This is a genomic window from [Empedobacter] haloabium, from assembly GCA_008011715.2.
GTDB lineage: Bacteria > Pseudomonadota > Gammaproteobacteria > Burkholderiales > Burkholderiaceae_D > Rugamonas > Rugamonas haloabia.
On the sequence record CP136508.1, the window covers coordinates 4,795,407 to 4,818,707 of the forward strand.

The following is a 23,301-nucleotide window of genomic DNA, read 5'->3' on the forward strand; positions in this document are numbered from 1 at the left end:
ACCGTTATTGTATGCCATGGGGTCTGTCCCCGCACGGGGACTGACCCCGAAGTTTGGCTGAGGGACTGCTCCCGAAGTTTTCCAATGCCGCCTGCGCCAGAATCAGAACGCCACGATCCCAGCCGTCGATAATGTAAGCCGATCCCCGGCGGAGGCCCCCATGACGATCACCGACTGGCCCGAACAGCAACGCCCGCGCGAGCGGCTGATCCGCGACGGCGCCCAGGCATTGTCGGATGCCGAGCTGCTGGCGGTGTTCCTGCGGGTGGGCGTACCCGGCAAGAACGCCGTCGAACTGGCGCGCGAACTGCTGCGCGAATTCGGCTCACTGCAGGCCCTGTTCGGCGCCAATCTGGCAGAATTCACCCGCATCCCGGGCCTGGGCAATGCCAAGTTCGCGCAACTGAAAGCCGTGATGGAGCTGGCCCGCCGCGCCATCAACGAGCAGCTGCGCCGCGGCGAAACGCTGAACTCGCCGCAAGCCGTGAAGGAATACCTGCGCCTGGCGCTGATCGGCCAGCCCTACGAATCGTTCCACGTGCTGTTCCTGGACGTGCGCAACCGCCTGATCGAGGCGCGCGAGATGTTTCGCGGCACGTTGACGCACACCAGCGTCTACCCGCGCGAGATCGTGCGCGAGGCGCTGGCCTACAACGCGGCCAGCGTGCTGCTGGCCCACAACCACCCCTCCGGCGTGCCCGACCCCAGCGAATCGGATCTCGCGCTGACGCGCACGCTGGTGCAGGCGCTGGCGCTGATCGACGTGCGCATCCTCGACCATTTCGTGGTGGCCGGGCACCGCGTGCATTCGTTCGCGGAGAACGGCCAGATCTGATTACCTTGCCAGCTTGTAGCGCTGCTCGCGGTACAGCATCGACGGCAGCAGCACGTGCGCCATGGCCTTGTCGACCGTGTCCTTCTGCGGCGCTGTGCCCAACAGTTCGAGATGGCTGGTGGCCGGATCGTATTTCGCCGCCAGCGCCGCGCCGCCCGGGCGCAGGATGGTGGCGCCGCTGTCGTCCAGCCACGTGAAGTAATTGTCGAACTGCAGCAGCGCGCGGCCCGGCGTCGTGCTGTCGCGCACGAAGTCGCGGCCGATCATCGGGTGCTCGCTGGAGACGCCCAGCAGCGACAGCAGGGTCGGTCCCAGGTCGATCTGGCTGGCGAAGGGCTTGATGCGCTTGGGTTCGATGTCCGCGCCCAGGATCAGGCCAGGGATATGGAACTTGTGGACCGGCACCAGGCTGTCGCCGTAGACACGGTTGTCGTGGTCGGCCACGATCAGGAACACCGTGTCCTTCCAGTAGTCCTGCTGCTTGGCGGCGCGGATGAACTTGCCCAGCGCGAAATCGGCGTACTTGACGGCGTTGTTGACGGTCTGCTTGGGCTGCTCGTGCAGGTCGATCTTTCCGTCCGGGAATTCGAACGGCTCGTGGTTGGACGAACTGAAGATCAGCGTGAAGAACGGCTTGCCGGCCTTGTGCAGCTGGTCCAGGCGTTCCAGCGACTTGTCGAACAGGTCTTCGTCGGAGGCGCCCCAGCTGCCTTCGAACTTCGGTTTCATGTCGCCGCGGTCGGTGACCTTCTGGAAGCCGTTGCCGGTAAAGAATTGGCGCATATTGTCGAAGTGCGCCTCGCCGCCGTAGACGAATTCCGTGTGGTAGCCCTGCTGGCCCAGGCCCAGCGCCAGCGTGTAGAAATTCTGCTGCGCCAGCGACAGCTTGACGACGCTGCGCGCCGGCGTCGGTGCATAGCCGGCCACGACGGCCTCGATGCCGCGCACGGAGCGCGTGCCCGTCGCGTACAGCTGCTCGAACCACCAGCCCTCGCCCTTCAGCTTTTCCAGTTCCGGCGTGACCGGCAGGCCGCCCAGCGACTGCACGAAGGTCGCGCCCAGGCTTTCCTCCAGCACGATGACGAGGTTTTTCGGCCGCTCGCGCGTGAGCGCGGCTTGCTGGCGGTGCAGGGTCGGCAGCTCCGGCGACGTGAACTGGTAGCCGGCCAGCCATGGCGCGGCGCGCACCTGGGCCAGCACCTGCTCGCGCGGCATCTCGCCATAGATTTCGGACGAGCGCGCTTCCTTGCGCATCGAGGCCAGCGCGTCCAGCACGGACCAGGGCGAATTGATGATGACGGAGTTGACCATCGAATCGCCCGTCAGCGCGAACAGGGCCGGGTTGGCGGGACGGTGGTCCGTCGTCGAGCGGATCAGGCAGGCGGCCAGCAACGCGGCCAGCGGCCAGCTCAGCAGCACCTTCCACGTCGACCAGCCCGGCGCGGCGGCCGCGCCCTTCAGCAGGTGCCAGATGGCCAGGCCCAGCAGGATGGTCAGGCCGAAGCCCAGCAGTACCGTCGTGCGGTAGCCGTTCCACAAGGTCGCGGCAACTTCGCGCGGGTAGACCAGGTATTCGATGAACAGGCGGTTCGGGCGCACGTCGTATTGCAGGATGAAGCGCGGCGTGGCCAGCTCCAGGAATACGATGAGGATCAGCGCCAGCGTGGCCCACCCGACCGTGGCGACCCGCCAGGCGTGGGCCGGCAGGCGGCGCGCCAGGAACGGTGCCACCAGCGGCAGCAACAGCAGCGGCACGGCAATGAAGTAACCCAGCAGGATCAGGTCGGCTCGCACGCCCTGCACGAGGATATCGCCAACGATGCCGGTGGCGGCCACGCGCGGCCACTGCCAGGCCACCAGGCCGAGACGCGACAGCGACAACAGAACCAGGCCCAGCAGCAGCATCTGCAGGAGGGTCGCATAAGGTCCGGCCCAGCCGGTCAGGCGGGCCAGGCGGCTTGAGCCGGCGGTCAGGAACTGCTTGGGTGCTGCGTAAATCGTCATCGGGATTGTCTCTTGCACGGGGATCGGGACGGGCTTCCTTGCGAACCGGAAAGCTCTCTTTATGCGGAGTGCTTTATACAGCATGCAGTTGTAACCCGGCGTTACGCCTGCGTAAAGATTTCGTTAAGCAACTTTAGTTGTGCGAGGCCGGGCTGACAAGTTTCCGTAGGCAACGTGCAACAAGAGCCGGTTTTGCTGCGTCTCGATGCGTGGAATGTGACGTCGGCGGGAAGGAATGGTCTCGCGCCGGTCTTCCCGCCGGCGCGTCGTGGTGACGGTTTACCGTTAGATATCAAGGACTTCGCGCTCGTGCCCGGAGCGCGGCAGCAAATGTTAAATTTCTTCGTATTTGCGAGACACAATTGTTTTTCGCAAGTGATTGAAAAAGCTCAGTTTTTTCGGTATAGTCTTGTTTTTTCCAATTTCGGAAGTTACTAAGGAGTGCACCATGGCACGTGTTTGCCAAGTCACTGGGAAGAAGCCGATGGTCGGCAACAATGTTTCCCATGCAAACAACAAAACCAAGCGCCGTTTCCTGCCAAACCTGCAGAATCGTCGTATCTTTGTTGAATCTGAAAACCGCTGGGTCTCCCTGCGTCTGTCCAACGCCGGTCTGCGCGTAATCGACAAGGTCGGCATCGACGCCGTCCTGGCCGACATGCGCGCTCGTGGCGAAAAAGTCTAATAGGGAGCTATCATGGCAAAAACTGGCCGCGACAAAATCAAGCTGGAATCGACCGCCGGTACCGGTCACTTCTACACCACCACCAAGAACAAGCGCACGATGCCTGGCAAGATGGAGATCATGAAGTTCGATCCGAAAGCCCGCAAGCACGTGACGTACAAGGAAACCAAGATCAAGTAATCGATCTGGTGCCCATGAAAAAGCCGCTCTTCGAGCGGCTTTTTTTATGGGGACTGGCCCCGGTTTGTATCTGCGGCTGAAATGCTGCCGCTGACTGGCAAGTTCGGGGTCGTTGGGTCTGTCCCCGCAGGGGGACTGACCCTGAAGTTTACGGTGAGTCGTGGCGACGCAGGCAAACTTCGGGGTCAGTCCCCTGGGGGACAGACCCCAACGACAACCCCTGCTGCGTCTCGACGGATTTTCGGCCGCGGATGAAAACCGGGGACAGTCCCGCAGGGACAGTCCCCAAGAGACCCCATAAAAAACGGCCCCGCAGGGCCGTTTTCGATCAAGCGAACAGGTAGTTACGCGTAGCTGCGCAGCCGCAGCGAGAAGTCCTGCAGCGCCTTGATGCCGGACGCTTCGGCACGCTGGCACCAGTCCTGCAGCTTGTGCACCAGCTCGTCGCGGGTGAAGTGCGAACGCTCCCAGATCACGCCCAGCTCGACGCGCATATTGTGCATCGTCTCCAGCGCCTTGCTGTGCTGGAACAGCTCGACCAGCTGCTGCTGCTGCGGCGCTTCCAGCTTGGCCGGCTCGCGCTGCATCAGCTTGCGGGCCGACTTCAGGAAGCCCGATTCCAGCTGCGCCTTGTGCTTCAGGTGTTCCACTTCTTCCTTCCACGCGTGCTTGACGGACGCGGCATACTTCGCCATCACGTCGTAGCGGTTGGCGATCACGGCCTGCAGCGTCTCGAAATCGGCATGCGGCTTGTTCTTGGCGAACTTCGGCTTCGGCGGCATCTTCTTGACCTTGGCCAGGCCGACCATCTCCATGGCGCGGATGTAGCCCCAGCCGATGTCGAACTCGTACCACTTGGACGACAGCTTGGCCGACGTCGCATACGTGTGGTGGTTGTTGTGCAGCTCTTCGCCGCCGATCAGGATGCCCCACGGGAAGATGTTGGTGGCGGCGTCCGAGCAGTCGAAGTTGCGGTAGCCCCAGTAGTGGCCGATGCCGTTGATGATGCCGGCGGCGGTGACGGGAATCCACAGCATCTGCACGGCCCACACGGTGATGCCCTTGGCGCCGAACAGCATGACGTTAATGATGAACAGTGCGGCCACGCCCTGCCAGCTGTACTTGGTGTACAGATTGCGTTCGATCCAGTCGTCCGGCGTGCCGTGGCCGTACTTGGCCAGCGTTTCCTTGTTCTTCGACTCGGCGCGGTACAGCTCGGCGCCTTCCCAGAACACCTTCTTGATGCCGCGGGTAACCGGGCTGTGCGGATCTTCTTCCGTGTCGCATTTGGCGTGGTGCTTGCGGTGGATCGCGGCCCACTCCTTCGTCACCTGGCCCGTGGTCAGCCACAGCCAGAAGCGGAAGAAGTGCGATGGGATCGCGTGCAGCTCCAGCGCGCGGTGCGCCTGGTGGCGGTGCAGGTAGATCGTGACGGATGCAATCGTGATGTGCGTAACGATCAGCGTGTACACGACCGTCTCCCAGGCGGACAGGCCGGTAATGCCGTCGTTCAGAAATTGCAAAACAGCGTTCAAGCTAAATTCCATTCAAGCTCCAAGAGTGATTCCCTGATTCCGATCCCTTGGGCGCGGAAATCGGGCGCCGTCGGTTGTACGACGTGTTCTGTCCGTCATTGTACGCCCAATTGGCGGTGACACGCGGAACGATAGCTTACCTTTCGTCCCCGCTCTGTCGCATTTCCGGCAGAGGTACCGCGGGCGGTATCGAACCGATAATGCGCATTTCGCGCTGCGGGAACGGCACCGATATCTGATTGTCTTTCAAGGCTTTCCAGATGGCCCGGTTGACATCGGACGTGACGCCGCCGCGGCCGTTTTCCGGGTCGCTGATCCAGAACCCCAGCTGCAGCTCCAGGCCGTCGGCGCCGAAGGCCAGCAAGGTGGCCGCCGGCGGGCGTTCGGTCAGCACGCGCGGCACCGTCGCGGCGGCCTCCTCCAGCAGCTTGAGCGCGAAGTCGAGGTCGGTGTCGTACGCCACCGAGACCTTCGTGCCCAGCCAGACGTACTTGCTCGTCAAGGAAGAGTTCTGCACCACGCCGGACACCAGCATCTCGTTCGGCACGATCGACTCGACCCCGTCCAGGCCGGCCAGGACCGTGTAGCGGGTGTTGATGCGGGCGACGCGGCCGCTGAACTTGTCGACGGTGATCATGTCGCCGATCGCCAGGCTGCGGTCCAGCAGGATGATGAAGCCGGACACATAGTTGCTGGCGATCTTCTGCAGGCCGAAACCGAGGCCCACACCCAGCGCGCCGCCGAACACGGACAGCACGGTCAGGTCGATCCCCACCATGTTCAGGCTGAACAGCACGGCGATGACGATCAGCACGGCACGGCCCACCCGCGCCATGACGACGCGCAGGTTCGAATGCAGCGTCTCCACGTGCATCAGGCGCTCTTCCAGCGCCGCGCCGGCCCACATCGCCAGCACCAGCAGCACGACCACCGACACGGCGGCCTGCAGGATTTCCGCCACCGTCACCTTGTTCTTGCCGAGATGAAGAACGATGTCGTCGAGATAGCGGTAGATGTCGTCCCAATAGCCCGTGATGTACAGCGCGAAGGCGACCCACACGACCAGCTGGAAGATCTTCTCGAACGTGAGCACGGCCGCGCCGATCTCGCCATGGCGCGCGAACACGCGCCGCAGCAGGTAGAACACGAAGCGGATCACGGCCAGCGAGCCGAAGATCGGCAGCGCCAGCTTGATCAGGTTGATATGGTGCCAGCGCGCCAGCACGACCTGCGACAGCGCCAGCAGGCAGACGATGGCCAGCGGCCCGACGACGCGGCCGAAGCTTTCCATGCCGAAGCGGCGCACGCCCGTGTGCGTATCGTCACCGCGCACCCAGCTGCGCAGCAGGCGCGACAGGCCCCAGCCGAGCAGGATCGACAAAGCGATGGCCCCGACCTGCCACATCAGGCCGGGATCGCTCAGGTCGCCCAGCAGGTCGTCGATGAGTCGGTTCAGGCGCAGTTGCGTCATGCCTCGTCGCCGGCCTCGTCAGCTTGCTTGGCCTTGGCCGCCATCGGCTTGCGCTCGAACACGGCGGCAAAGAAGCCGTCGGTCTGGTGCTTGTGCGGCAGGAGCTTCAGGTAGTCGCCCATCTCCAGCTCGATCTTCTGCTCGGCCAGCACCTTGCTCATCGGTACCAGCTGGAAGTCCGGGTGCGTCGCCACGAATTCCTGCGCGACGGCGTCGTTTTCCTCGTCCAGCAGGCTGCACGTCGCATACACGAGGCGGCCGCCGGCTTTCACCAGCCGCGCCGCGCCGTCCAGGATCGATACCTGCTTGTCGTGCATCTCGGCAATGGCGCTTTGCGGCTGGCGCCACTTGACGTCCGGATTGCGGCGCAGCGTGCCCATGCCCGAGCATGGCGCATCGACCAGCACGCGGTCGATCTTGCCGGCCAGGCGCTTGATCTTCGCATCCTTTTCATGGGCGATCGCGACCGGATGCACGTTCGACAGGCCGGAACGGGCCAGGCGCGGCTTCAGCTTGGCCAGGCGCTTCTCGGACACGTCGAAGGCGTACAGGCGGCCGGTGTTGCGCATCTGCGCGCCCAGCGCCAGGGTCTTGCCGCCGGCGCCGGCGCAGAAGTCGACCACCATCTCGCCACGCTTGGCGCCCAGCACCTGGGCCAGGATCTGGCTGCCCTCGTCCTGCACCTCGACGGCGCCTTCCTTGAACAGCGGCAGGTTCTGGATCTGCGGCTTCTTCAGCACGCGCAGGCCCAGCGGCGCGTACGGCGTGGGCACGGCCGCGATCGGGGCCTCGGCCAGTTGCGCGATGACCTTGTCGCGGTCCGCCTTCAGCGCGTTGACGCGCAGGTCCAGCGGGGCCGGCGTGTTCAGCGCGTCGGCCAGCGCCAGCGCTTCCTCTTCGCCGTATTGCGCCACCAGCTTCTCGTACAGCCACAGCGGCAGGTTGCTGCGCAGCGACTTGTGCAGCAGCTTGCGGTCGATGGCCTTCATGCGCTGCAGCCATTCCACCTCTTCCGGCGACAGGCCCGGCAGCGCATCGACGCCGACCGCATCGGCCATGCCCAGCAACATCAGGCGCCGCATCGTCGAGCCACCGCCCGCTTCCGAGAAATCGGTAAAGAAGTTCTTGTTGCGCAGCACGGCGTAGATGCACTCGGCGATGGCACCGCGCTCTCGGCCGCCCAGGCGGGGATGGTCCTTGAAGTAGCGCGACAAGGTGGTATCGGCCGGGGCCGTAAAGCGCAGGATCTCGCGCAGCACCTCTTCGGCGCCGGCAAGAACAGCTGGTGGCAATCTCATGTGAATCCTGGTGATGAATACAGATTAATAGGGTACAGAACAAAGCGGTGAAGCGCGGACCGCAGGCGGCGGTCCCATGGCGGATCAGTGCGCCGGGCGGGGATTGTGGGGACCGTACACCCGGCCGTCCTCGACCGTCAGTTTATCTTCGATGAACCAGCGGATGGCGCGCGGGTACAGCACGTGTTCCTGTTCCAGCACGCGCGCGGCCAGCGTCTGCGCCGTGTCGCCGGGCAGCACCGGCACCGCCACCTGGTCCACCATCGGACCGTGGTCCAGCTCGGCCGTGACGAAGTGCACGGTGGCGCCATGCTCGGCGTGGCCGGCGGCCAGCGCCGCCTCGTGCGTGTGCAGGCCGGGGAAATGCGGCAGCAGCGACGGGTGGATGTTCAGCATGCGGCCGGCGTAGTGCTCAACGAAGCCCGGCGTCAGGATGCGCATGAAGCCGGCCAGCACGACCAGGTCCGGCGCGTAGGCGTCGATGACTTCGGCCAGCGCTGCGTCGAATGCCTCGCGCGTGGGGTAATCCTTGTTCGGCACGACAGCGGTGGCGATGCCGTGCGCGGCGGCAAATTCGAGGCCCTTGGCATCGGCACGGTTGCTGATCACGGCGGCAATGCGGGCTGGCCACTGTTCGGCCTGCGCCGCGCGGACCACCGCTTCCATATTGCTGCCCCGTCCGGAAATCAGGATGACGATATTTTTCATGGCCGACATTGTACCCTCTGCTTGCAGAGCGGGCCAGAAAAGCGGGCGGGCCGGCAAGGGCATGGTATGCGGCGTTGCAGGGTGCGGAGCCGCGGCAAGGTGGCTACTCGAAGGAGTAGAATACCCGGAACGGCACCTTCTTTTCGGCCCAGTAGTCGGCGGCGTCGCGGAACACGTCCAGCAGCGTTTCACGCGCTTCGCGGTCGAATTTCTGGGTGTTCGGCAATTGTTCCAGCACGATCAGGAAGCCCGTCTGGGGGCCGGCCTGGAACATGGTGTCGGTCAGCGTCTGGCGCAGCGCATCGAAGTTCTTGCCGCATGGCTTGGGGAACAGGAACGCCTCCGCAATGATCCCCAGGACCTGCTGCTTCGTCAGGCCAGCGTTGCAGTGCGCATATAGAAAATGCTGGCCCAGGCGGCCGGCTTCCTCTTGCAGCTCAGGGACCCGGAAGGCCCGGATCGACTGGACAAGATTGGGCGGCACGGTTAAGAACAAACTCATTTTTCCCTCAAAATCGACCTGTTATGTAAGGTTGTGTTTTTTGCTATAGTGAAGGCACCTATACATTGACACTTATCATTGACACTGAGGACAGGCGACGGCACGGTTTCCCGTCAAATGTTTCCCTCCGTCAATTCAATCCTTTAAGGTATAAGGGTAACGTGTTGTACAGCATGAATCAACTTGAATGTGGTTCCGCACGCAAGATTTGTTAAAAGCCGGTCATTTTCAGGCCAAATTAAGGCTTGTTGCGCAAAATTTGCGTTCTGATCGAACTGAACCCTTTCCACCCCTTCACTGCCCCGGGTTACAAATTGTTGCCATGAGCTCAGTTGGAACGGGGCTGGCGGCGGTACCATTTCAATGCGCGGTCCCCGATGCGCGGGACCGGCACCCGACCCAAACAAGTCGTTCACCCATATCGAGGTATCTCAAATGAAGCTGCAAGCAAAATTGTTGTCGGCGGCGTTGCTCATCGGTGCTCTGCCGGTCGCCCACGCGACCGATTTCGAAGATTACGGCCGCGTCGTGCGCGTGACCCCGCAGGTGGAGCGCTACAACCAGCCCCGCGAGGAATGCCGCACGGAATACGTGCAGGTACAGCAGCCGCAGCAGCGCAGCGCGGGCGGCTCCATCATCGGCGGTATCGCCGGTGCCGTCCTGGGCAGTAATATCGGCAGCGGCAACGGGCGCACCGCCGCCACCGCGGCCGGCGCCATTGCCGGCGCCATCGCGGGCGACCGCATCGGCAACGCCAACGCCGCGCCCGGCGGCGTGCAGGAACAGGCCGTGCGCCAGTGCCGCATGGTCGACAGCTGGGAATCGCGCACCAACGGCTACGAAGTCGTGTACGACTACCGCGGCCGCAACTACACCAGCATCATGTCGTACGACCCGGGCGAGCGCGTGCGCCTGCGCGTGTCGGTCGAGCCGATGTCGCGCTGAGGCACCCTCCTTTCGTAAAACTGCCGGCCGCGTGCCGGCAGTTTTTATTTTTGGGTTTGCCAACTGGCATAATGGGGCATCGTTATTCCTGCCTTTCCCATGCTGATCAAACGCAAATCCATCGAAAAAGAAGAATCGTCGCGCCCTGCGTCCAAACCCGCGCCCGCCAAGGCGGTAGCCAAGGCGGCAGCCAAGGCGCCGCGCAAGCCGCGCTTCGCGCCCGTCACGCTGTCGGAACAGGAAGGCGTGCGCTACCTGCACTTCGGCACGGAATGGGTGCAGGGTGCGATGCGCATCCGCAAGCCCGACTGGCCGGAGCTGGAGTACGCGCAGCAGATGATGGCCTGGATGCTGTGGCAGGACGCGCCACGCGCCATCGCCCAGCTGGGCCTGGGCACGGCCGCGCTGACCAAGTTCTGCTACAAGACCTTCCCGGCCGCGCAGGTCACCGCCGTCGAACTCAATCCGCACGTGATCGCGATCTGCCAGTCGATGTTCAAGCTGCCGGACAACGACGAGCGCCTGCACGTGCTGGAGATGGACGCGCTCGACTACGTCGACGACCCGGCCAACCACGGAACGCTGGACGCGCTGCAGGTCGACCTGTACGACGCCACCGCGCGTGGCCCCGTGCTGGACACGCCCGAGTTCTACCAGGGCTGCGCGGCCTGCCTGAAGGAAGACGGCATCATGACCGTCAACCTGTTCGGCGACCATCCCAGCTATGCGAAGAACCTGAAGGCGATGAAGTTCGCGTTCGCGCAAGTGATCGCGCTGCCGCAGGTCCATGATGGCAACGTCGTCGCGATCGCGTTCCGCACGCCGCGCGCCATCGACGCCGCGGCGCTGGCCGAACGGGCCGCGCAGATCGTCGCGCAGACCAAACTGCCGGCCAAGTCCTGGGTCAAGGGCGTGCTGGCCAGCCAGAGCTGACGGAAACCATCCATGCCGAAACACCTCGACCTGCAACAGATCTTCACCTGGCTGCTGGCCGACGGCATGGTCGACCAGGCCCACGTCAAGGCCCACTACAAGGAGGCGCAGAGCATCCTGCGCAATACGGCCGGCGCGATGCACCCGCTGTCGGCCGTCGCCCACTGCAAGCTGGTCTCGACGAAACCACCGCACCGCCAGTTGACGCTCGACTTGCTGACGGAATGGCTGGCGCAGCGCGTCAACCTGCCGCTGTTTCGCATCGACCCGCTGAAGGTGGATTTCACGCGCGTGGCGGACGTGATGTCGGCCAGCTACGCGGCGCGCTTCAACATCCTGCCGGTGGAGATCACGGCCGACGTGTTGACGGTAGCCACCGCCGACCCGTTCGCGCGCGAATGGGAAGCGGAGATCGCCAAGGTGTCGCGCCGCGCCATCCGCCGCGTGATCGCCAACCCGCTCGACATCGCCCAGTACACCTCGCAGTTCTTCGCGCTGGCCAAGTCGATCAAGGACGCCAACAAGTCCACCGGGCAGGACCTGGCGCTGCGCAACAACTTCGAGCAGCTGGTCGAGATGGGCAAGTCGAACCGCCAGGTGGACGCGAACGACCAGCACGTCATCAACATCGTCGACTGGCTGTGGCAGTACGCGTTCGAGCAGCGCGCCTCGGACATCCACCTGGAACCGAAGCGCGACATCGGCAACATCCGCTTCCGCATCGATGGCGTGCTGCACCAGGTCTACCAGGTACCGGCCGTCGTGATGATCGCGATGACCGCGCGCATCAAGCTGCTGGGCCGGATGGACGTCATCGAAAAGCGCCGCCCGCAGGACGGCCGAATCAAGACGCGCACGGCGGGCGGCCAGGAGATCGAGCTGCGCCTGTCCACGCTGCCGACCGCGTTCGGCGAAAAGCTGGTGATGCGTATCTTCGATCCGGATGTCGTCGTAAAGACCCTGCCCGAACTGGGCTTCCCGCCGGAGGATGCGGCGCGCTGGGACGCGCTGACGCAGCGCCCGCACGGCATCATCCTCGTCACCGGGCCCACCGGGTCAGGCAAGACGACGACCTTGTACACCACGCTGAAGGCGCTGGCGACGTCGGAGGTGAATGTCTGCACGGTGGAAGACCCGATCGAGATGGTGGAGGCGTCGTTCAACCAGATGCAGGTGCAGCCGGGCATCGACCTGTCGTTCGCGGATGGCGTGAAAGCGCTGATGCGGCAGGACCCGGACATCATCATGGTGGGCGAGATCCGCGACCTGGCCACGGCGGAGATGGCGATCCAGGCCGCGCTGACGGGTCACCTGGTGCTGTCCACGCTGCACACCAACGACGCGCCCTCGGCCATCATGCGCCTCTTGGAATTGGGCGTGCCGCACTACCTGCTGGAAGCCACGGTGATCGGCATCATGGCGCAGCGCCTGGTGCGCACCCTGTGCCCGGAATGCAAGACGCCGGACGGCGAAATCCCCGACGACATCTGGGCCGGCATCGGCGGCCCGTGGGACATCCCGAAGCCGGCACCGGTGTACCGCCCGGCCGGCTGCCCGGATTGCCGCCAGACCGGCTACAAGGGCCGCACCGGCATCTACGAGCTGCTGACGGCGTCGCCCGCGTTCAACGAATTGATCGAGGAAGAAACGGACATCGCCGCGCTGCGCCGCCAGGCGGTGGCGGACGGCATGAAGCCGCTGCGCATCGCCGGCGCCTACAAGATCGCGGAAGGCGCGACGACGGTCGAGGAGGTGCTAAAGGCCACGGCCGCGCTGGCGCCTTGAAAATTTGTCGCGCCCGCCCTTGCACAGCGCTCATCGCGTGGCTATAATACGGCCTCTTTCGGGTCGTTAGCTCAGCTGGTAGAGCAGCGGACTTTTAATCCGTTGGTCGCAGGTTCGAATCCCGCACGGCCTACCACGAATTCGCAGCAGCAAATGAAGGCGTCATGAGCAATCGTGACGCCTTTTTTGTTTTCGCTGTCAAGCGCCCTTGCGCTCCCTCATGGGCCCACCAAAATTTCCTGATTAAAGTCGAGCAGTTTGGCGCAAGCGCAGCCGTCCGTCGATGCGATGCGCGACACCAACCGTGGCAAAAATAGCAATTTTTTGCTAGAATGTTCGGCTGCCTGATCGATTGGCACCGCCGCGCCGCGTGCCGGGAGAGTAGTACCCCGGCACCGGTGGCGGGCACATCCACAACACCACTGCCCAGTTCAACCAACGAGCAATGACGATGACCGACCTGCAAGCACTGCTGGAAGCCCACCAGAGTACCCGCCTGTTGCGCCTGTCGTTCCCACGGGACGACGGACCGCAATCGACATTGATGGTCAACCGCTTCGAAGGCATGGAATACCTGTCGCGCGACTTCGAGTTCAAGGTGGAACTCCTGAGCGACGACGCCAGGATCGAACTGGAAGCGATGCATGGCAAGCTGCTGTGCGTGTCGCTGGTGCAGGCCGATGGCAGCCTGCGTCCGTTCACGGGTTACATCACCTCGTTCAAGCTGGTCAAGACGGATGGCGGCGTCGCCTTCTACGAAGCCGTGCTGAGGCCATGGCTGGCCTACCTGCGCCTGCGCAAGAACAACCGCCTGTTCCATGAGCAGGGCTTGCGCGAGCAGGCCGAGGCGATCCTCGCCGGCTATGGCGGCTTGCCCGTGTGGGAATGGGAAGTGGCCGGCGAGCAGCCGCAGTTCACCATGGCCACGCAGTGGGACGAGACCGACCACAACTACCTGTGCCGACGCTGGGAAGCGGCGGGCTACAGCTATTGGTACGAACACAGCAGCGAGGGCCACACGCTCAAGGTCTGCGACGACACCCGCCTGGCGCCGCCGATCGATGGCCCGTCACCCGGCATCCGCTTCCAGCGCGCCGGCGGCGTGGCCGAAGAGGACGCGATCGGCGACTGGAGCCCCGTACGCCAGTGGGCGTCGACCCAGACGGCCGTCAGTGGCTTCGACTTCAAGAATCCGCGCCCGGTCCATGCCGACAGCGTCACCGTCGACCAGCCGGGCGACGTGCCGCAGCTGGAGGTGCACAGCTATGAGGGCCATTACGGCTTCAAGCACCAGTCCGGCGCCTTTGACCTGTCGCGCCTGCGCATGGAAGAAATCGAAGCGCGCGGCAGGCTGGTCGAAGCACAAGGCAACAACCGGCGCGTCGCCCCGGGCCGGTCGTTCACGCTGCTCGAGCATTTCGGCGAAAGCAAGGAGAGCGAATTCCTGATCCTGCAGGTGCATCACGAAGCCAGCAACAACTACCTGCAAGGCAAGGGTGCGATCTCCGAATACAAGAACCGCCTGCTGTGCCAGAGCAAGGCTGTGCCCTGGCGCCCGGGACGCGGCTACAACAGCACGGAGACCAAGCTGCTGGCCGTGCAAACCGCCATCGTCGTCGGTGCGCAAGGCCAGGGCAGCCTGAACGTGGACGAGTACGGTCGCGTCAAGGTCAAGTTCCACTGGGACCGCGACGAAAGCGGCAGCTGCTGGGTGCGGGTCGGCAGCAACTGGGCCGGCGCCGAGAAGGGCCTGGCCAGTCACCCGCGGGTCGGCTCGGAAGTGATCGTGCAATGGCTCGACGGCAATCCCGACCACCCCATCGTCACCGGCGCCGTCTACAACCAGGACTATATGCCGCCATGGAAGCTGCCCGAGCAGCGCGCGCTGACGGGTCTGCGCAGCCGCGAGCTGACGGCCGACGGCGGCAACACGCCGGGCGGGCGCAGCAATCACCTGGTGCTGGACGACACCCAAGGCCAGATCCAGGCCCAGCTCAAGAGCGACCATCTGGCCAGCCAGCTGAGCCTCGGCCATATCAGCCGCATCGAAGACAATGCCGGCCGCAAGGACGCGCGCGGCCAGGGCTTCGAGCTGCGTACCGACGGCCATGGCGCGGTACGCGCGCAGCAGGGCCTGCTGCTCAGCACCGAAGCACGGCCGAACGCGCGCGCCCACATCACGGATATGCCCGAGACGCTGGAGCGGATGACGCAGGGCCAGGACCTGCACGACAGCCTGTCGCAGGCCGCGCAGCAGGCGCAGGCGCACCAGCCGGGCGACCAGGACCAGGTGATCGCCGCGCTGCGGGCGCAGGTCGAGGCCCTGAAAGGCCAAGGCGGCACGCCGGCGCAAGGCGAGTTCCCGGAATTCCAGGCGCCGCACCTGACCTTGGCCAGCCCCGCCGGCATCGAAACGACTACGCAGGGTTCCACCCACGTGATGAGCGTGGAGCACAGCGCGGTGACCAGCGGCGGCCACATCAGCCTGAGCGCGGGCAAGAGCCTGCTCGCCAGCGTCAAGGAAGCGGTGCGCCTGTTTGCCTACAAGGCCGGCATGAAGCTGGTGGCGGCCAGTGCCGACATCGACATCACGGCCTTGAAGGACAGCGTCAACATCCTGGCCAAGCTCAACATCACCCATACCGCCAACAAGATCACGATCACGGCCAAGGAAGAGGTGGTGATCAACGGCGGCTCCAGCTTCAGCCGCTGGAACGCTTCGGGGATCGTCCACGGCACCAGCGGCAACTGGACGCAACATGCGGCGCACCACAGTTTCGTCCCCGCCAAGAGCGAGGGCACGCCCACCTTGCCGCAGCCCATGCAGCTGGAGCCGGGTAAGCTCGACCTCTATCACCAGTACGTGAATCCGGCAGGCGGCAAGAAGCAAGGCATCCGGCAAGGCGACTACACGGTCGTCGATGCCGAAGGCGGCACGCACCAGGGCACGCTCGATGGCGAGGGCTTTAAGAGCGTGGCCGGCCTGCCGATGGGCACGGCCATGGTCACCTACGGCAAGGACCCGCGCGATCCGTGGGACGATGGCAGCGTGCTTGGCCAGGATGCCGAGTGGCCGGCAACGCCGCTGCCCGAGGGCGACGCCCCTGCTGCGCCTTCGGCCGAATGGCAGGCGTCCGCGCCCGGGGCCGGGCTGCTGGCTGCCGCCGGTGCCGCGGCAGGCAAGATGAAGGGCGCGGCGGGCCAACTCGGCCCGGTGGCGCAGGCCGCGCAGAAGGCTGCTGGAGCCGTGCAGGCGCTGAAACAAGGCGGCGCGCAAGGCTTGCTGGCGTCGGCCGGACAGGCGGCCTTGGCGGACGCGGCGGGCAAACTTCCGGGCGGCGCGGCGGCCTTGAGCGCTTTTGGTGCGCTGGGCAACAAGCCGGCCGCTGCCATGCCGCCGGGCGTGCGTGGTTCGCTGCCGCACGCCGGCTCCGATGCAGCACCGGCGTCTTTGAAAAAGCTCACCGTCTAACATTCCATGACCGAACCCACGCATAAACCTGCCGAGCGCGCGCCCGAGGTCGCCGTCGCACCACTGAACACGATCGACCAGCAAGACGTCGGCGCGGCGGCGGCTGCCTTCGACAAATGGCTGCGCAAGATCAGCCACGATTACGTCACGCTCGAGCGCCTCAGCACCGTGGCTGGCAGCCTGCCGGTCATCGGCAACATTATGGCGCTGATCGACGTCATCATGGACGTGGTTGGAATCATCCAGAAATACATCGACAAAGGGAAAGACAAAGTCGATTTCCTGGCATGGGTCAGCCTGGGCATCAACCTGATCGGCGTGATCCCCCTGCCGGCAACGGCTGCGGCGCGCATGAGCCTGCGCCCTGCCTTGCACCTGGCTCGGCAAAAGCTGGCCATGGGTTTCAAGGATGTCGGCGCCACGCTGGTCGAGGTGCTGGCCGTGAACCTCAACGCGAAACTGGCCGGCGAGCTCGACACCTTTATCGACGGCGCGATGGCCAGGCTCTCCGGCATCCTGGACGATTGCGCCAGGATGGCCGACGGCATTGCCGACGACCTGATCAAGATCCTCAGGCGCTGCATCGGCAAGGAACCGCTATTCGAGATCGCCTCGCCGGCGGAGGTGGAACACAAGCTGCACGACCACAAGGTGCAGAGCAGCTGGCGCCGCATGCTGGGTGCGCTGGACCGGCATTACAAGAAGGCCGCAAACTATGCCGCAGCCACCGCGGCGCGCCAGCTGCCGCAGAGCGCGGTCGCTGGCGTGACAGTCATCATCACGCACCTGACCAACTTCAAGCCCGCGTTCCGCGCCCAGCTCACGGCCCTGGCCGACGAAAAGGCGCAGATGAGCATCAAGTGGATCCTGCTGCGCCTGCGCGACGCCGTCGTCAAGCACAAGAAGCGCCATGCGGTGCTGGTGCCGTCCGCCAAGGGCGCGCAGCACAAGAAGGACAACCCCGGCCACGAGCTGGAGGTCGTCAACAAGCAACACCCGGCCACGGGCGACGCCAATCAATGCAAGCTGTGCCCCGCCAAGGCCGCCACCGCCCACTCCATCAGCTTCGCCACCGGCGCCGAAACGTTCACGCATACCGACTTCGTGTTGGATGCGCCGCTGCCAATCGAGTGGAGCCGCACCTATCGCAGCCAGCTGATCGCCTACGACAGCGGCAACCTGGGCGCGCGCTGGCTGACGCCGTACAGCACCCGCATCGACGTCATCGGCCAAGGCAAGCCCACTGGCCTGCTTTACCACGCCGCCGATGGCCGCAGCCACCGCTATCCCTGGCTGGCGGTCGGCGAAAAGCATCACGATCCGGTCGAGCAGATCACGTTGACGCGCATGAGTGTCACGCTGCTCACGCTTGATTTCGGCAAGCCGCTGCCCGAAGGCCAACCAAGCCCGTGGCGAGAGACCTATGAATTGACCGACACGGTACGCAGCAAGGCGGCCGAAATAGGCAAGCAGCACTTCCGCCTGATCGCCATTCACGCCAAGGACGGCGCAGCCCTGGGCCTGCGCTACGACCACGTGGCCAATGGCGAGGCGGTGCTCAGCGACATCATCAGCAAGCAAGGCGACGCCATCGTCGCCCATGCCGGCACCCAAGTCGACGCCAATGGCCACATCGTCGCGCTGTGGGAAATCAAGGAAGGCCAGCTGGTGCGCCAACTGTCCGCCTACGACTACAACGAGCACGGCGACCTGATCTACGCCCAGGAAGAAAACGCGGCCGCCTGGCACTACCAGTACGACCGCCACCTCGTCACCCGCTACACCGACCGCACGGGTCGCGGCATCAACCTGGCCTACGACACCAGTATCGACAGCGGCGCCAATGCGAAAGCGATCCGCGAGTGGGCCGACGACGGCAGCCACGACACGCGGTTAGAGTGGGACAAGAACATCCGCCTGACCTACGTCACCGACGCGTTGGGCAACGAAACCCGCTACTACTACGACATCGCCGGCTACACCTACCGCACCATCTACGCGGACGGCCTGGAAGAATGGTTCTACCGCGACAATGCGAAAAACGTCATCCGCCATATCCACACCGACGGCAACAGCGAGCATTTCCGTTACGACGACCACGGCAACCTGCTGACGCACACCCGAGCAGACGGCAGCCAGGTCCATTTCGAATACGACGCCCAACACCGCATTACCGGCATCCTCGACCCCGAAGGCGGCACGTGGAAGCGCGACTACGATGCCAAAGGCCACTTGGTCGAGGAAATCGACCCGCTCGGCAACAAGACCCAATACGCCTACGACAAGGCTGGCCGCCCCGTCGAAGTCACCGATGCCAAGGGCGGCGTCAAGAAGCTCGCTTACACCCCGGACGGCCAGCTCGCCAGCTACACCGATTGCTCCGGCCACAGCACCCAGTGGCAATACGACGAGCGCAAGCGCCTCATCAAAAGCTTCGACGCCGCCGGCAACATCACGCGCTACCGCTACACGCCAGTCAGCGCCGAAGCGCTGACCTTGGCGCTCAGCGAAGAAACCGGCAATCACCCAGGCCAGCTCGAAGCCGTCATCCACCCCGACGGCAGCGAAGAGCAGTTGCGCCACGACGCCGAAGGCCGTCTGCTGGCGCACATCGACGCCCTGCAACGCACCACCAGGTACCGCTACACGGCGGCCGGCCTGATCGCGCAGCGCACCGACGCGCTGGGACACAGCCTGCGCTACCGCTGGGACGCGCTGGGCCGTCTGTCCGCGCTGGAAAACGAAAACGGCAGCGTCTACCGATTCCAATACGACCCGGTGGGCCGCCTGCTGCAGGAGCAGGGCTTCGATGGCAAAGCGACCGAGTACCGCTACCACGAAGGAACTGGCGTGCTGGCGGAAACGGTCGAAGCCGGCGTGACCACACGTCTCGAGTTCGACGCCATGGGCAGGCTCATGCAGCGGCGCGCCGCCGCGCCAGGCCAGTCCGAGCAAATCGAAACCTTCGCCTACTACGCCAGCGGCCAACTGGCCGACGCAAAAAACGAACACGCCCGGCTGCAATGGTTCTACGACCCCGCCGGCAACCTGGTACGCGAGCACCAGCACTATCACGGCCCATTCCACCCCGACAAACGCACGGCGGTCTGGCACCACCGCTACGACGAACTGAACCAACGTATCGGCACCACCCGCCCGGACGGCCACCGCATCGACTGGCTGACCTATGGCGCCGGCCACGTGCACGGCTTGCTGCTCGATGGGCAAGAAGTCGTGTCCTTCGAGCGCAACGCGCTGTATCAGGAAACCGCCCGTATCCAGGCCAACGGCTTGCTGCAAACGATGAAGTACGACCCGGCCGGCCGGCTGATCGAACAGCAGCTGGGCCGGAAGAACATGGAGTTCCACCCTGACCCATATCGTCCCGATGCGCAAGTCGGCATGCAAGCGGCAATCCAGCGGCGCTACCGCTACGACCGCTCCGGCCAGCTGACGAGTATCGACGACACCCGGCGCGGGCATATCGAATATCGCTACGACCCGATTGGCCGGCTGCTGGCGGCAAACAGCGCGATGGGGCATGAGACCTTTGCGTTCGACCCTGCTGGCAATATCCAGGTGCCCGACACTACGCAGCAACACCAGAGCATTGCCACCCGCGTCTCGCTTCCTAAGGTGCTGGACAACCTGCTCAAGGAATACGCTGGCACCAGCTACCGCTACGACGATCGCGGTAACCTCATTGAACGGATGCACAATGGACAGCGCGATACGTTCGAGTGGGATGCTTTCAACCGGATGGCACGCGCCGCTACTAGGTCCGGCGTCATCTCCTTTGCCTACGATCCGTTGGGGCGGCGCATCGCTAAGCACAGCCAGGGGCTGAATGGAACTGGCCTGCGGCAAGCGACCCGGACCATGTACGGCTGGGATGGCAATACGTTGGCGTTGGAGAGCAGGGTCCACTACGGCCATATAAACGACGAGCGGACGGTCCACTATGTGTACGAACGCGATAGCTTCGTGCCGCTGGTACATGTCACGCGAAACCGAACTCTGCAACTGGCACCTACAACCGATGTCAAAGCGCTGATGGCGCGAAACGATGGCAAATACGACATTGCGCTCGATCCGCTATGGAACGGCGAATATGAGCAGGAAGCCGAGCCGTTTGGCAAAGATGAGATCGCGTTCTATCAATGCGACCATCTCGGCACGCCTCAGGAATTGACGGATTGCGCAGGCAACGTCGCGTGGTCGGCACAGTACGAGGCATGGGGACGAGCAAAAGAAGCAATCAGCAAAGCAGCCTACAAGGCCGGGATGTTTAACCCAATCCGCTTCCAGGGACAATATCTCGATGAAGAAACAGGGTTGCACTACAACCGGTATAGATACTACGATCCCAATGGAAGTAGGTTCGTTAGCCAAGATCCAATTCGACTAAGTGGCGGCAATAACCTCCAGCAATACGCTCCAAACCCTACCGAATGGGTTGACACACTTGGGCTCCATCGCTCCAGCTCAAGGGTCGGTAGTGAGAGCGGCTCGGGAGCAGCCTCACCTTGCTATGAAACTCTTTATCGAGGTGACAGTCGAGGCGGCGTCGCCTGGATGAAATCCCATGGAGCCAGGAACAGCGGCTATATGTCAGCCGTGAATCAGACGCATCTTTCAGATCAAGACGTTTTGATGAAACAGCATGCCCGAGATAGCGTGACTCCGCCATCCCCGTATATTTCTGTAACGTCAGACCCACGTGTCGCCGAATACTTCGCCACGAATGGGGGTACGACGCCGGGCGTGGTCTACACGCTGAAAGTGAAGTGCGGCAGAGGCATACAGAACAAATTTAACAATTTGGCTGTGCCAGCTGGTCCGGGTGGTAAGCTCATCTCTGAGGCAGAGTGGCTGATACCTGGCTATATTCGCCCAAGCGAAGTCGTAGGAAGGAGAAAAGTGCCATGACAATTATTTCAACCCACGATTTGCACCCAAGTGACGTACCTCCAGCAAATTGCAACTGGTCTACGTTTTCGGAGTTCGCCTTGACTTTTGACCCCATGGCCGAGGCTAAAGACGAGTCCGATCAATTGCCAGCAAGTGCGACACCATCTGATATTTCGACTGCTGTGGCATTGAGATACTTTCTCTACTGTTGGCAACGCATCGGCAACAATCAAGGGGGCTTAACCCCCGAGGCATTAGAGAAGGTTCAAACAGCTCTACATATTCTTCGCACAAAAGTCTGACCTGCAAATTCAGATTCCCTATTAGTACCCTAGGAACTCAGTTCGACTACGGCAGTGCGGGTCGCTGACCCGCTACAGCGCTTCCGCGCAACCCAGCAGCCATTGGGGAATTTGACGGCACTAGTCGAAGAAAGCGTCGATAAAGATTTCATGCTGAATTCAATTTTCGCAAAACTAGGGCCTAGCAAAAAGGGATGGCAGCACTACCAACATAGAATGTGGCATGACGCCTATAATCCCAAGAGATAATGGTCAAGTGTTGGGCGAACCCTTTCACCGATAGTGCTTACACTAAGAGGTGCAACTCAGGCCGAAATGGCCTGTGCGACCCCAGGGGGATACGATGCACTTGTCTCCGATGTGGCTGACAACAATTTGAGATTGAGTGCGAAAGTATGGCGAGGACGGCCAAAAAATCGAGTCCTCCACGATGCCTTTGTTTTCAACTATTAAATCGGCATGGCAGATGTGAATACCAGGGTACACTGACCGAACATGGCTTCGTCTACAGCATGTGCCGCAAAGGTACTGCTGGGATAACGTCGTCGCTGGATTCAATCGAGCTGGCGAATCGTTGCCGACCACTGCGGGAATAAATATGTCGAAAAATAATTTGATCATTGTAGATTTGCACCATGTTGCTGGTACAACGCTACTAGTTTCGGCAACGATGAGATTGTCGTGATGATGAAACTAGAACTCATCCGAACGGCGATGAGGAATTTCATGGCCACGTTCGCTGCTGGGATGACCTACACAATGACCAGCAGTCTGCGCTAAAAAAAGCACGAATGATAACCAACAAGGGAAAGATAAAAAGGAAATCTATATGACAGCACAATACCGCAAGGATGAAATCGAAACACTTTTGAAGTCGAGCGATAGCAATGTAGTTATTGATGCACTTATGTATTTGTGCTTCAACATAAACGATCCGGATTGGGCCCAAGAGAAATGTCTTGATGCCATTGAAAATGGTATGAACGAGGATATCAGGGGTTTAGGAATTACATGCATCGGGCACATAGCAAGAATGCATGGCAAGATTGATAGACAAAAAGTAATGCCGGCGCTGGAGAGGAAACTCAAGGATAGCGCGCTATCTGGAAGAGCTCAAGATGCCATGGATGACATAGAGACATTCGTGAAGTGATTGAATAAATCTTTTTGCCGAGTATGCATACGGTTCTGCATCATACGAACGAGTACGCCACTGACGTATTTTTACCCGCGCTTATGATTCCAATAGGGGCGAACGATACCTCGGACGAAGGGCCGGAATCATATAGATGGACGGAGCGAACGGGAGATGCCGATGAATATGAGCAGGGTCGAGGCAGGTCGAGCTTCAGCGTGTCCTGTACCATCTAGGCGTCGCCTAGGAAAGCTAGGATTGGATGAACAATCAAGGTATTTGACACAAAATTGATATGCATATCGTTAAAGTGGACGCGAGACAAGGCTGGGCTTCGATTGACTCGACACGGATTGAACTTGATGAGGCGGGAAAGCTGGTTGCGGCGATCGCAACGCTATGCTCTCGCCCAATTCTTACAAGTCAAGAGCCAACGCGCTATCGTATCGTCAGGAAGGTTAGCGTATGCGGATACTCCGCCGACGCCGAGATCGGAACAAGGGACGGAAGAGCATTCTCGCTACATTTTCTATTTGATTTGGTGTATTTTTTCACGTTGAGCATTCTAGAGTCAAAGGTACTCAAGGCGTGTGAAAAATC

General features: G+C 62.5%; 16 protein-coding genes and 1 tRNA gene. 11 read left to right on the plus strand and 6 right to left on the minus strand.

All coding sequences use genetic code 11. The features are described from left to right. The first annotated feature begins 160 nt into the window (after positions 1-160). Positions 161-835: a DNA repair protein RadC gene (gene radC / locus E7V67_021035; protein WUR12164.1), complete on the plus strand. Its 675-nt coding sequence runs from the start codon at positions 161-163 to the stop codon at positions 833-835. Here the strand turns inward: radC and E7V67_021040 are convergent, their stop codons facing one another. Next, on the minus strand, positions 836-2,839 hold the full coding sequence (locus tag E7V67_021040; GenBank protein ID WUR12165.1) for an LTA synthase family protein: 2,004 nt from the start codon (positions 2,837-2,839) through the stop codon (positions 836-838). 448 nt (positions 2,840-3,287) lie between these two features. On the opposite strand from E7V67_021040, the gene rpmB reads away from it, so the two are divergent. Together rpmB and rpmG are read left to right on the plus strand one after the other, a co-directional pair. Continuing rightward, on the plus strand, positions 3,288-3,524 hold the full coding sequence (gene rpmB, locus E7V67_021045; GenBank protein WUR12166.1) for a 50S ribosomal protein L28: 237 nt from the start codon (positions 3,288-3,290) through the stop codon (positions 3,522-3,524). A 12-nt stretch (positions 3,525-3,536) separates the two neighbouring features. Continuing rightward, the gene (gene rpmG, locus E7V67_021050) at positions 3,537-3,704 is read left to right on the plus strand and encodes a 50S ribosomal protein L33 (protein ID WUR12167.1); all 168 of its coding nucleotides are present in this window, start codon (positions 3,537-3,539) and stop codon (positions 3,702-3,704) included. 344 nt (positions 3,705-4,048) lie between these two features. Here rpmG and E7V67_021055 read toward each other — a convergent pair whose 3' ends face one another. From E7V67_021055 to E7V67_021075, 5 genes are all read right to left on the minus strand, one after another. Continuing rightward, positions 4,049-5,251, minus strand: a complete 1,203-nt coding sequence (locus E7V67_021055; GenBank protein WUR12168.1) for a fatty acid desaturase — start codon at positions 5,249-5,251, stop codon at positions 4,049-4,051. Positions 5,252-5,375: 124 nt separating this feature from the next. Continuing rightward, positions 5,376-6,710 carry a mechanosensitive ion channel gene (locus E7V67_021060; GenBank protein ID WUR12169.1) on the minus strand — a complete coding sequence of 445 codons (1,335 nt, stop codon included), beginning with the start codon at positions 6,708-6,710 and terminating at the stop codon, positions 5,376-5,378. Next, positions 6,707-8,008 (minus strand): RsmB/NOP family class I SAM-dependent RNA methyltransferase, encoded by a 1,302-nt coding sequence (locus tag E7V67_021065; protein WUR12170.1) that lies wholly within the window; start codon positions 8,006-8,008, stop codon positions 6,707-6,709. Before E7V67_021065 ends, E7V67_021060 begins: the two co-directional genes overlap by 4 nt. 84 nt (positions 8,009-8,092) lie before the next feature. After that, complete coding sequence (gene purN, locus E7V67_021070) at positions 8,093-8,716, minus strand: phosphoribosylglycinamide formyltransferase (protein WUR16324.1); 624 nt, start codon at positions 8,714-8,716, stop codon at positions 8,093-8,095. Positions 8,717-8,819: 103 nt separating this feature from the next. Further along, positions 8,820-9,218, minus strand: a complete 399-nt coding sequence (locus E7V67_021075; GenBank protein WUR12171.1) for a barstar family protein — start codon at positions 9,216-9,218, stop codon at positions 8,820-8,822. Between the two features lie 435 nt (positions 9,219-9,653). Between E7V67_021075 and E7V67_021080 the strand changes: the two genes are divergently transcribed. From E7V67_021080 to E7V67_021115, 8 genes are all read left to right on the plus strand, one after another. Beyond that, complete coding sequence (locus E7V67_021080) at positions 9,654-10,163, plus strand: glycine zipper 2TM domain-containing protein (GenBank protein ID WUR12172.1); 510 nt, start codon at positions 9,654-9,656, stop codon at positions 10,161-10,163. A 99-nt stretch (positions 10,164-10,262) separates the two neighbouring features. Continuing rightward, on the plus strand, positions 10,263-11,096 hold the full coding sequence (locus E7V67_021085; protein ID WUR12173.1) for a spermidine synthase: 834 nt from the start codon (positions 10,263-10,265) through the stop codon (positions 11,094-11,096). A 12-nt stretch (positions 11,097-11,108) separates the two neighbouring features. After that, positions 11,109-12,881 carry a GspE/PulE family protein gene (locus tag E7V67_021090; GenBank protein WUR12174.1) on the plus strand — a complete coding sequence of 591 codons (1,773 nt, stop codon included), beginning with the start codon at positions 11,109-11,111 and terminating at the stop codon, positions 12,879-12,881. A gap of 60 nt (positions 12,882-12,941) precedes the next feature. Next, positions 12,942-13,017 (plus strand) — tRNA-Lys (locus E7V67_021095). A 315-nt stretch (positions 13,018-13,332) separates the two neighbouring features. After that, positions 13,333-16,353, plus strand: a complete 3,021-nt coding sequence (locus tag E7V67_021100; GenBank protein WUR12175.1) for a type VI secretion system Vgr family protein — start codon at positions 13,333-13,335, stop codon at positions 16,351-16,353. 6 nt (positions 16,354-16,359) lie between these two features. After that, positions 16,360-21,282, plus strand: a complete 4,923-nt coding sequence (locus E7V67_021105) for an RHS repeat-associated core domain-containing protein (protein WUR12176.1) — start codon at positions 16,360-16,362, stop codon at positions 21,280-21,282. Next, entirely contained in the window at positions 21,279-21,566 is a 288-nt protein-coding gene (locus E7V67_021110) for a hypothetical protein (protein WUR12177.1), read from the plus strand. The genes E7V67_021105 and E7V67_021110 overlap by 4 nt, the downstream gene beginning before the upstream one ends. Before the next feature lie 829 nt (positions 21,567-22,395). Next, on the plus strand, positions 22,396-22,719 hold the full coding sequence (locus tag E7V67_021115; GenBank protein WUR12178.1) for a hypothetical protein: 324 nt from the start codon (positions 22,396-22,398) through the stop codon (positions 22,717-22,719). Positions 22,720-23,301 lie beyond the last annotated feature (582 nt).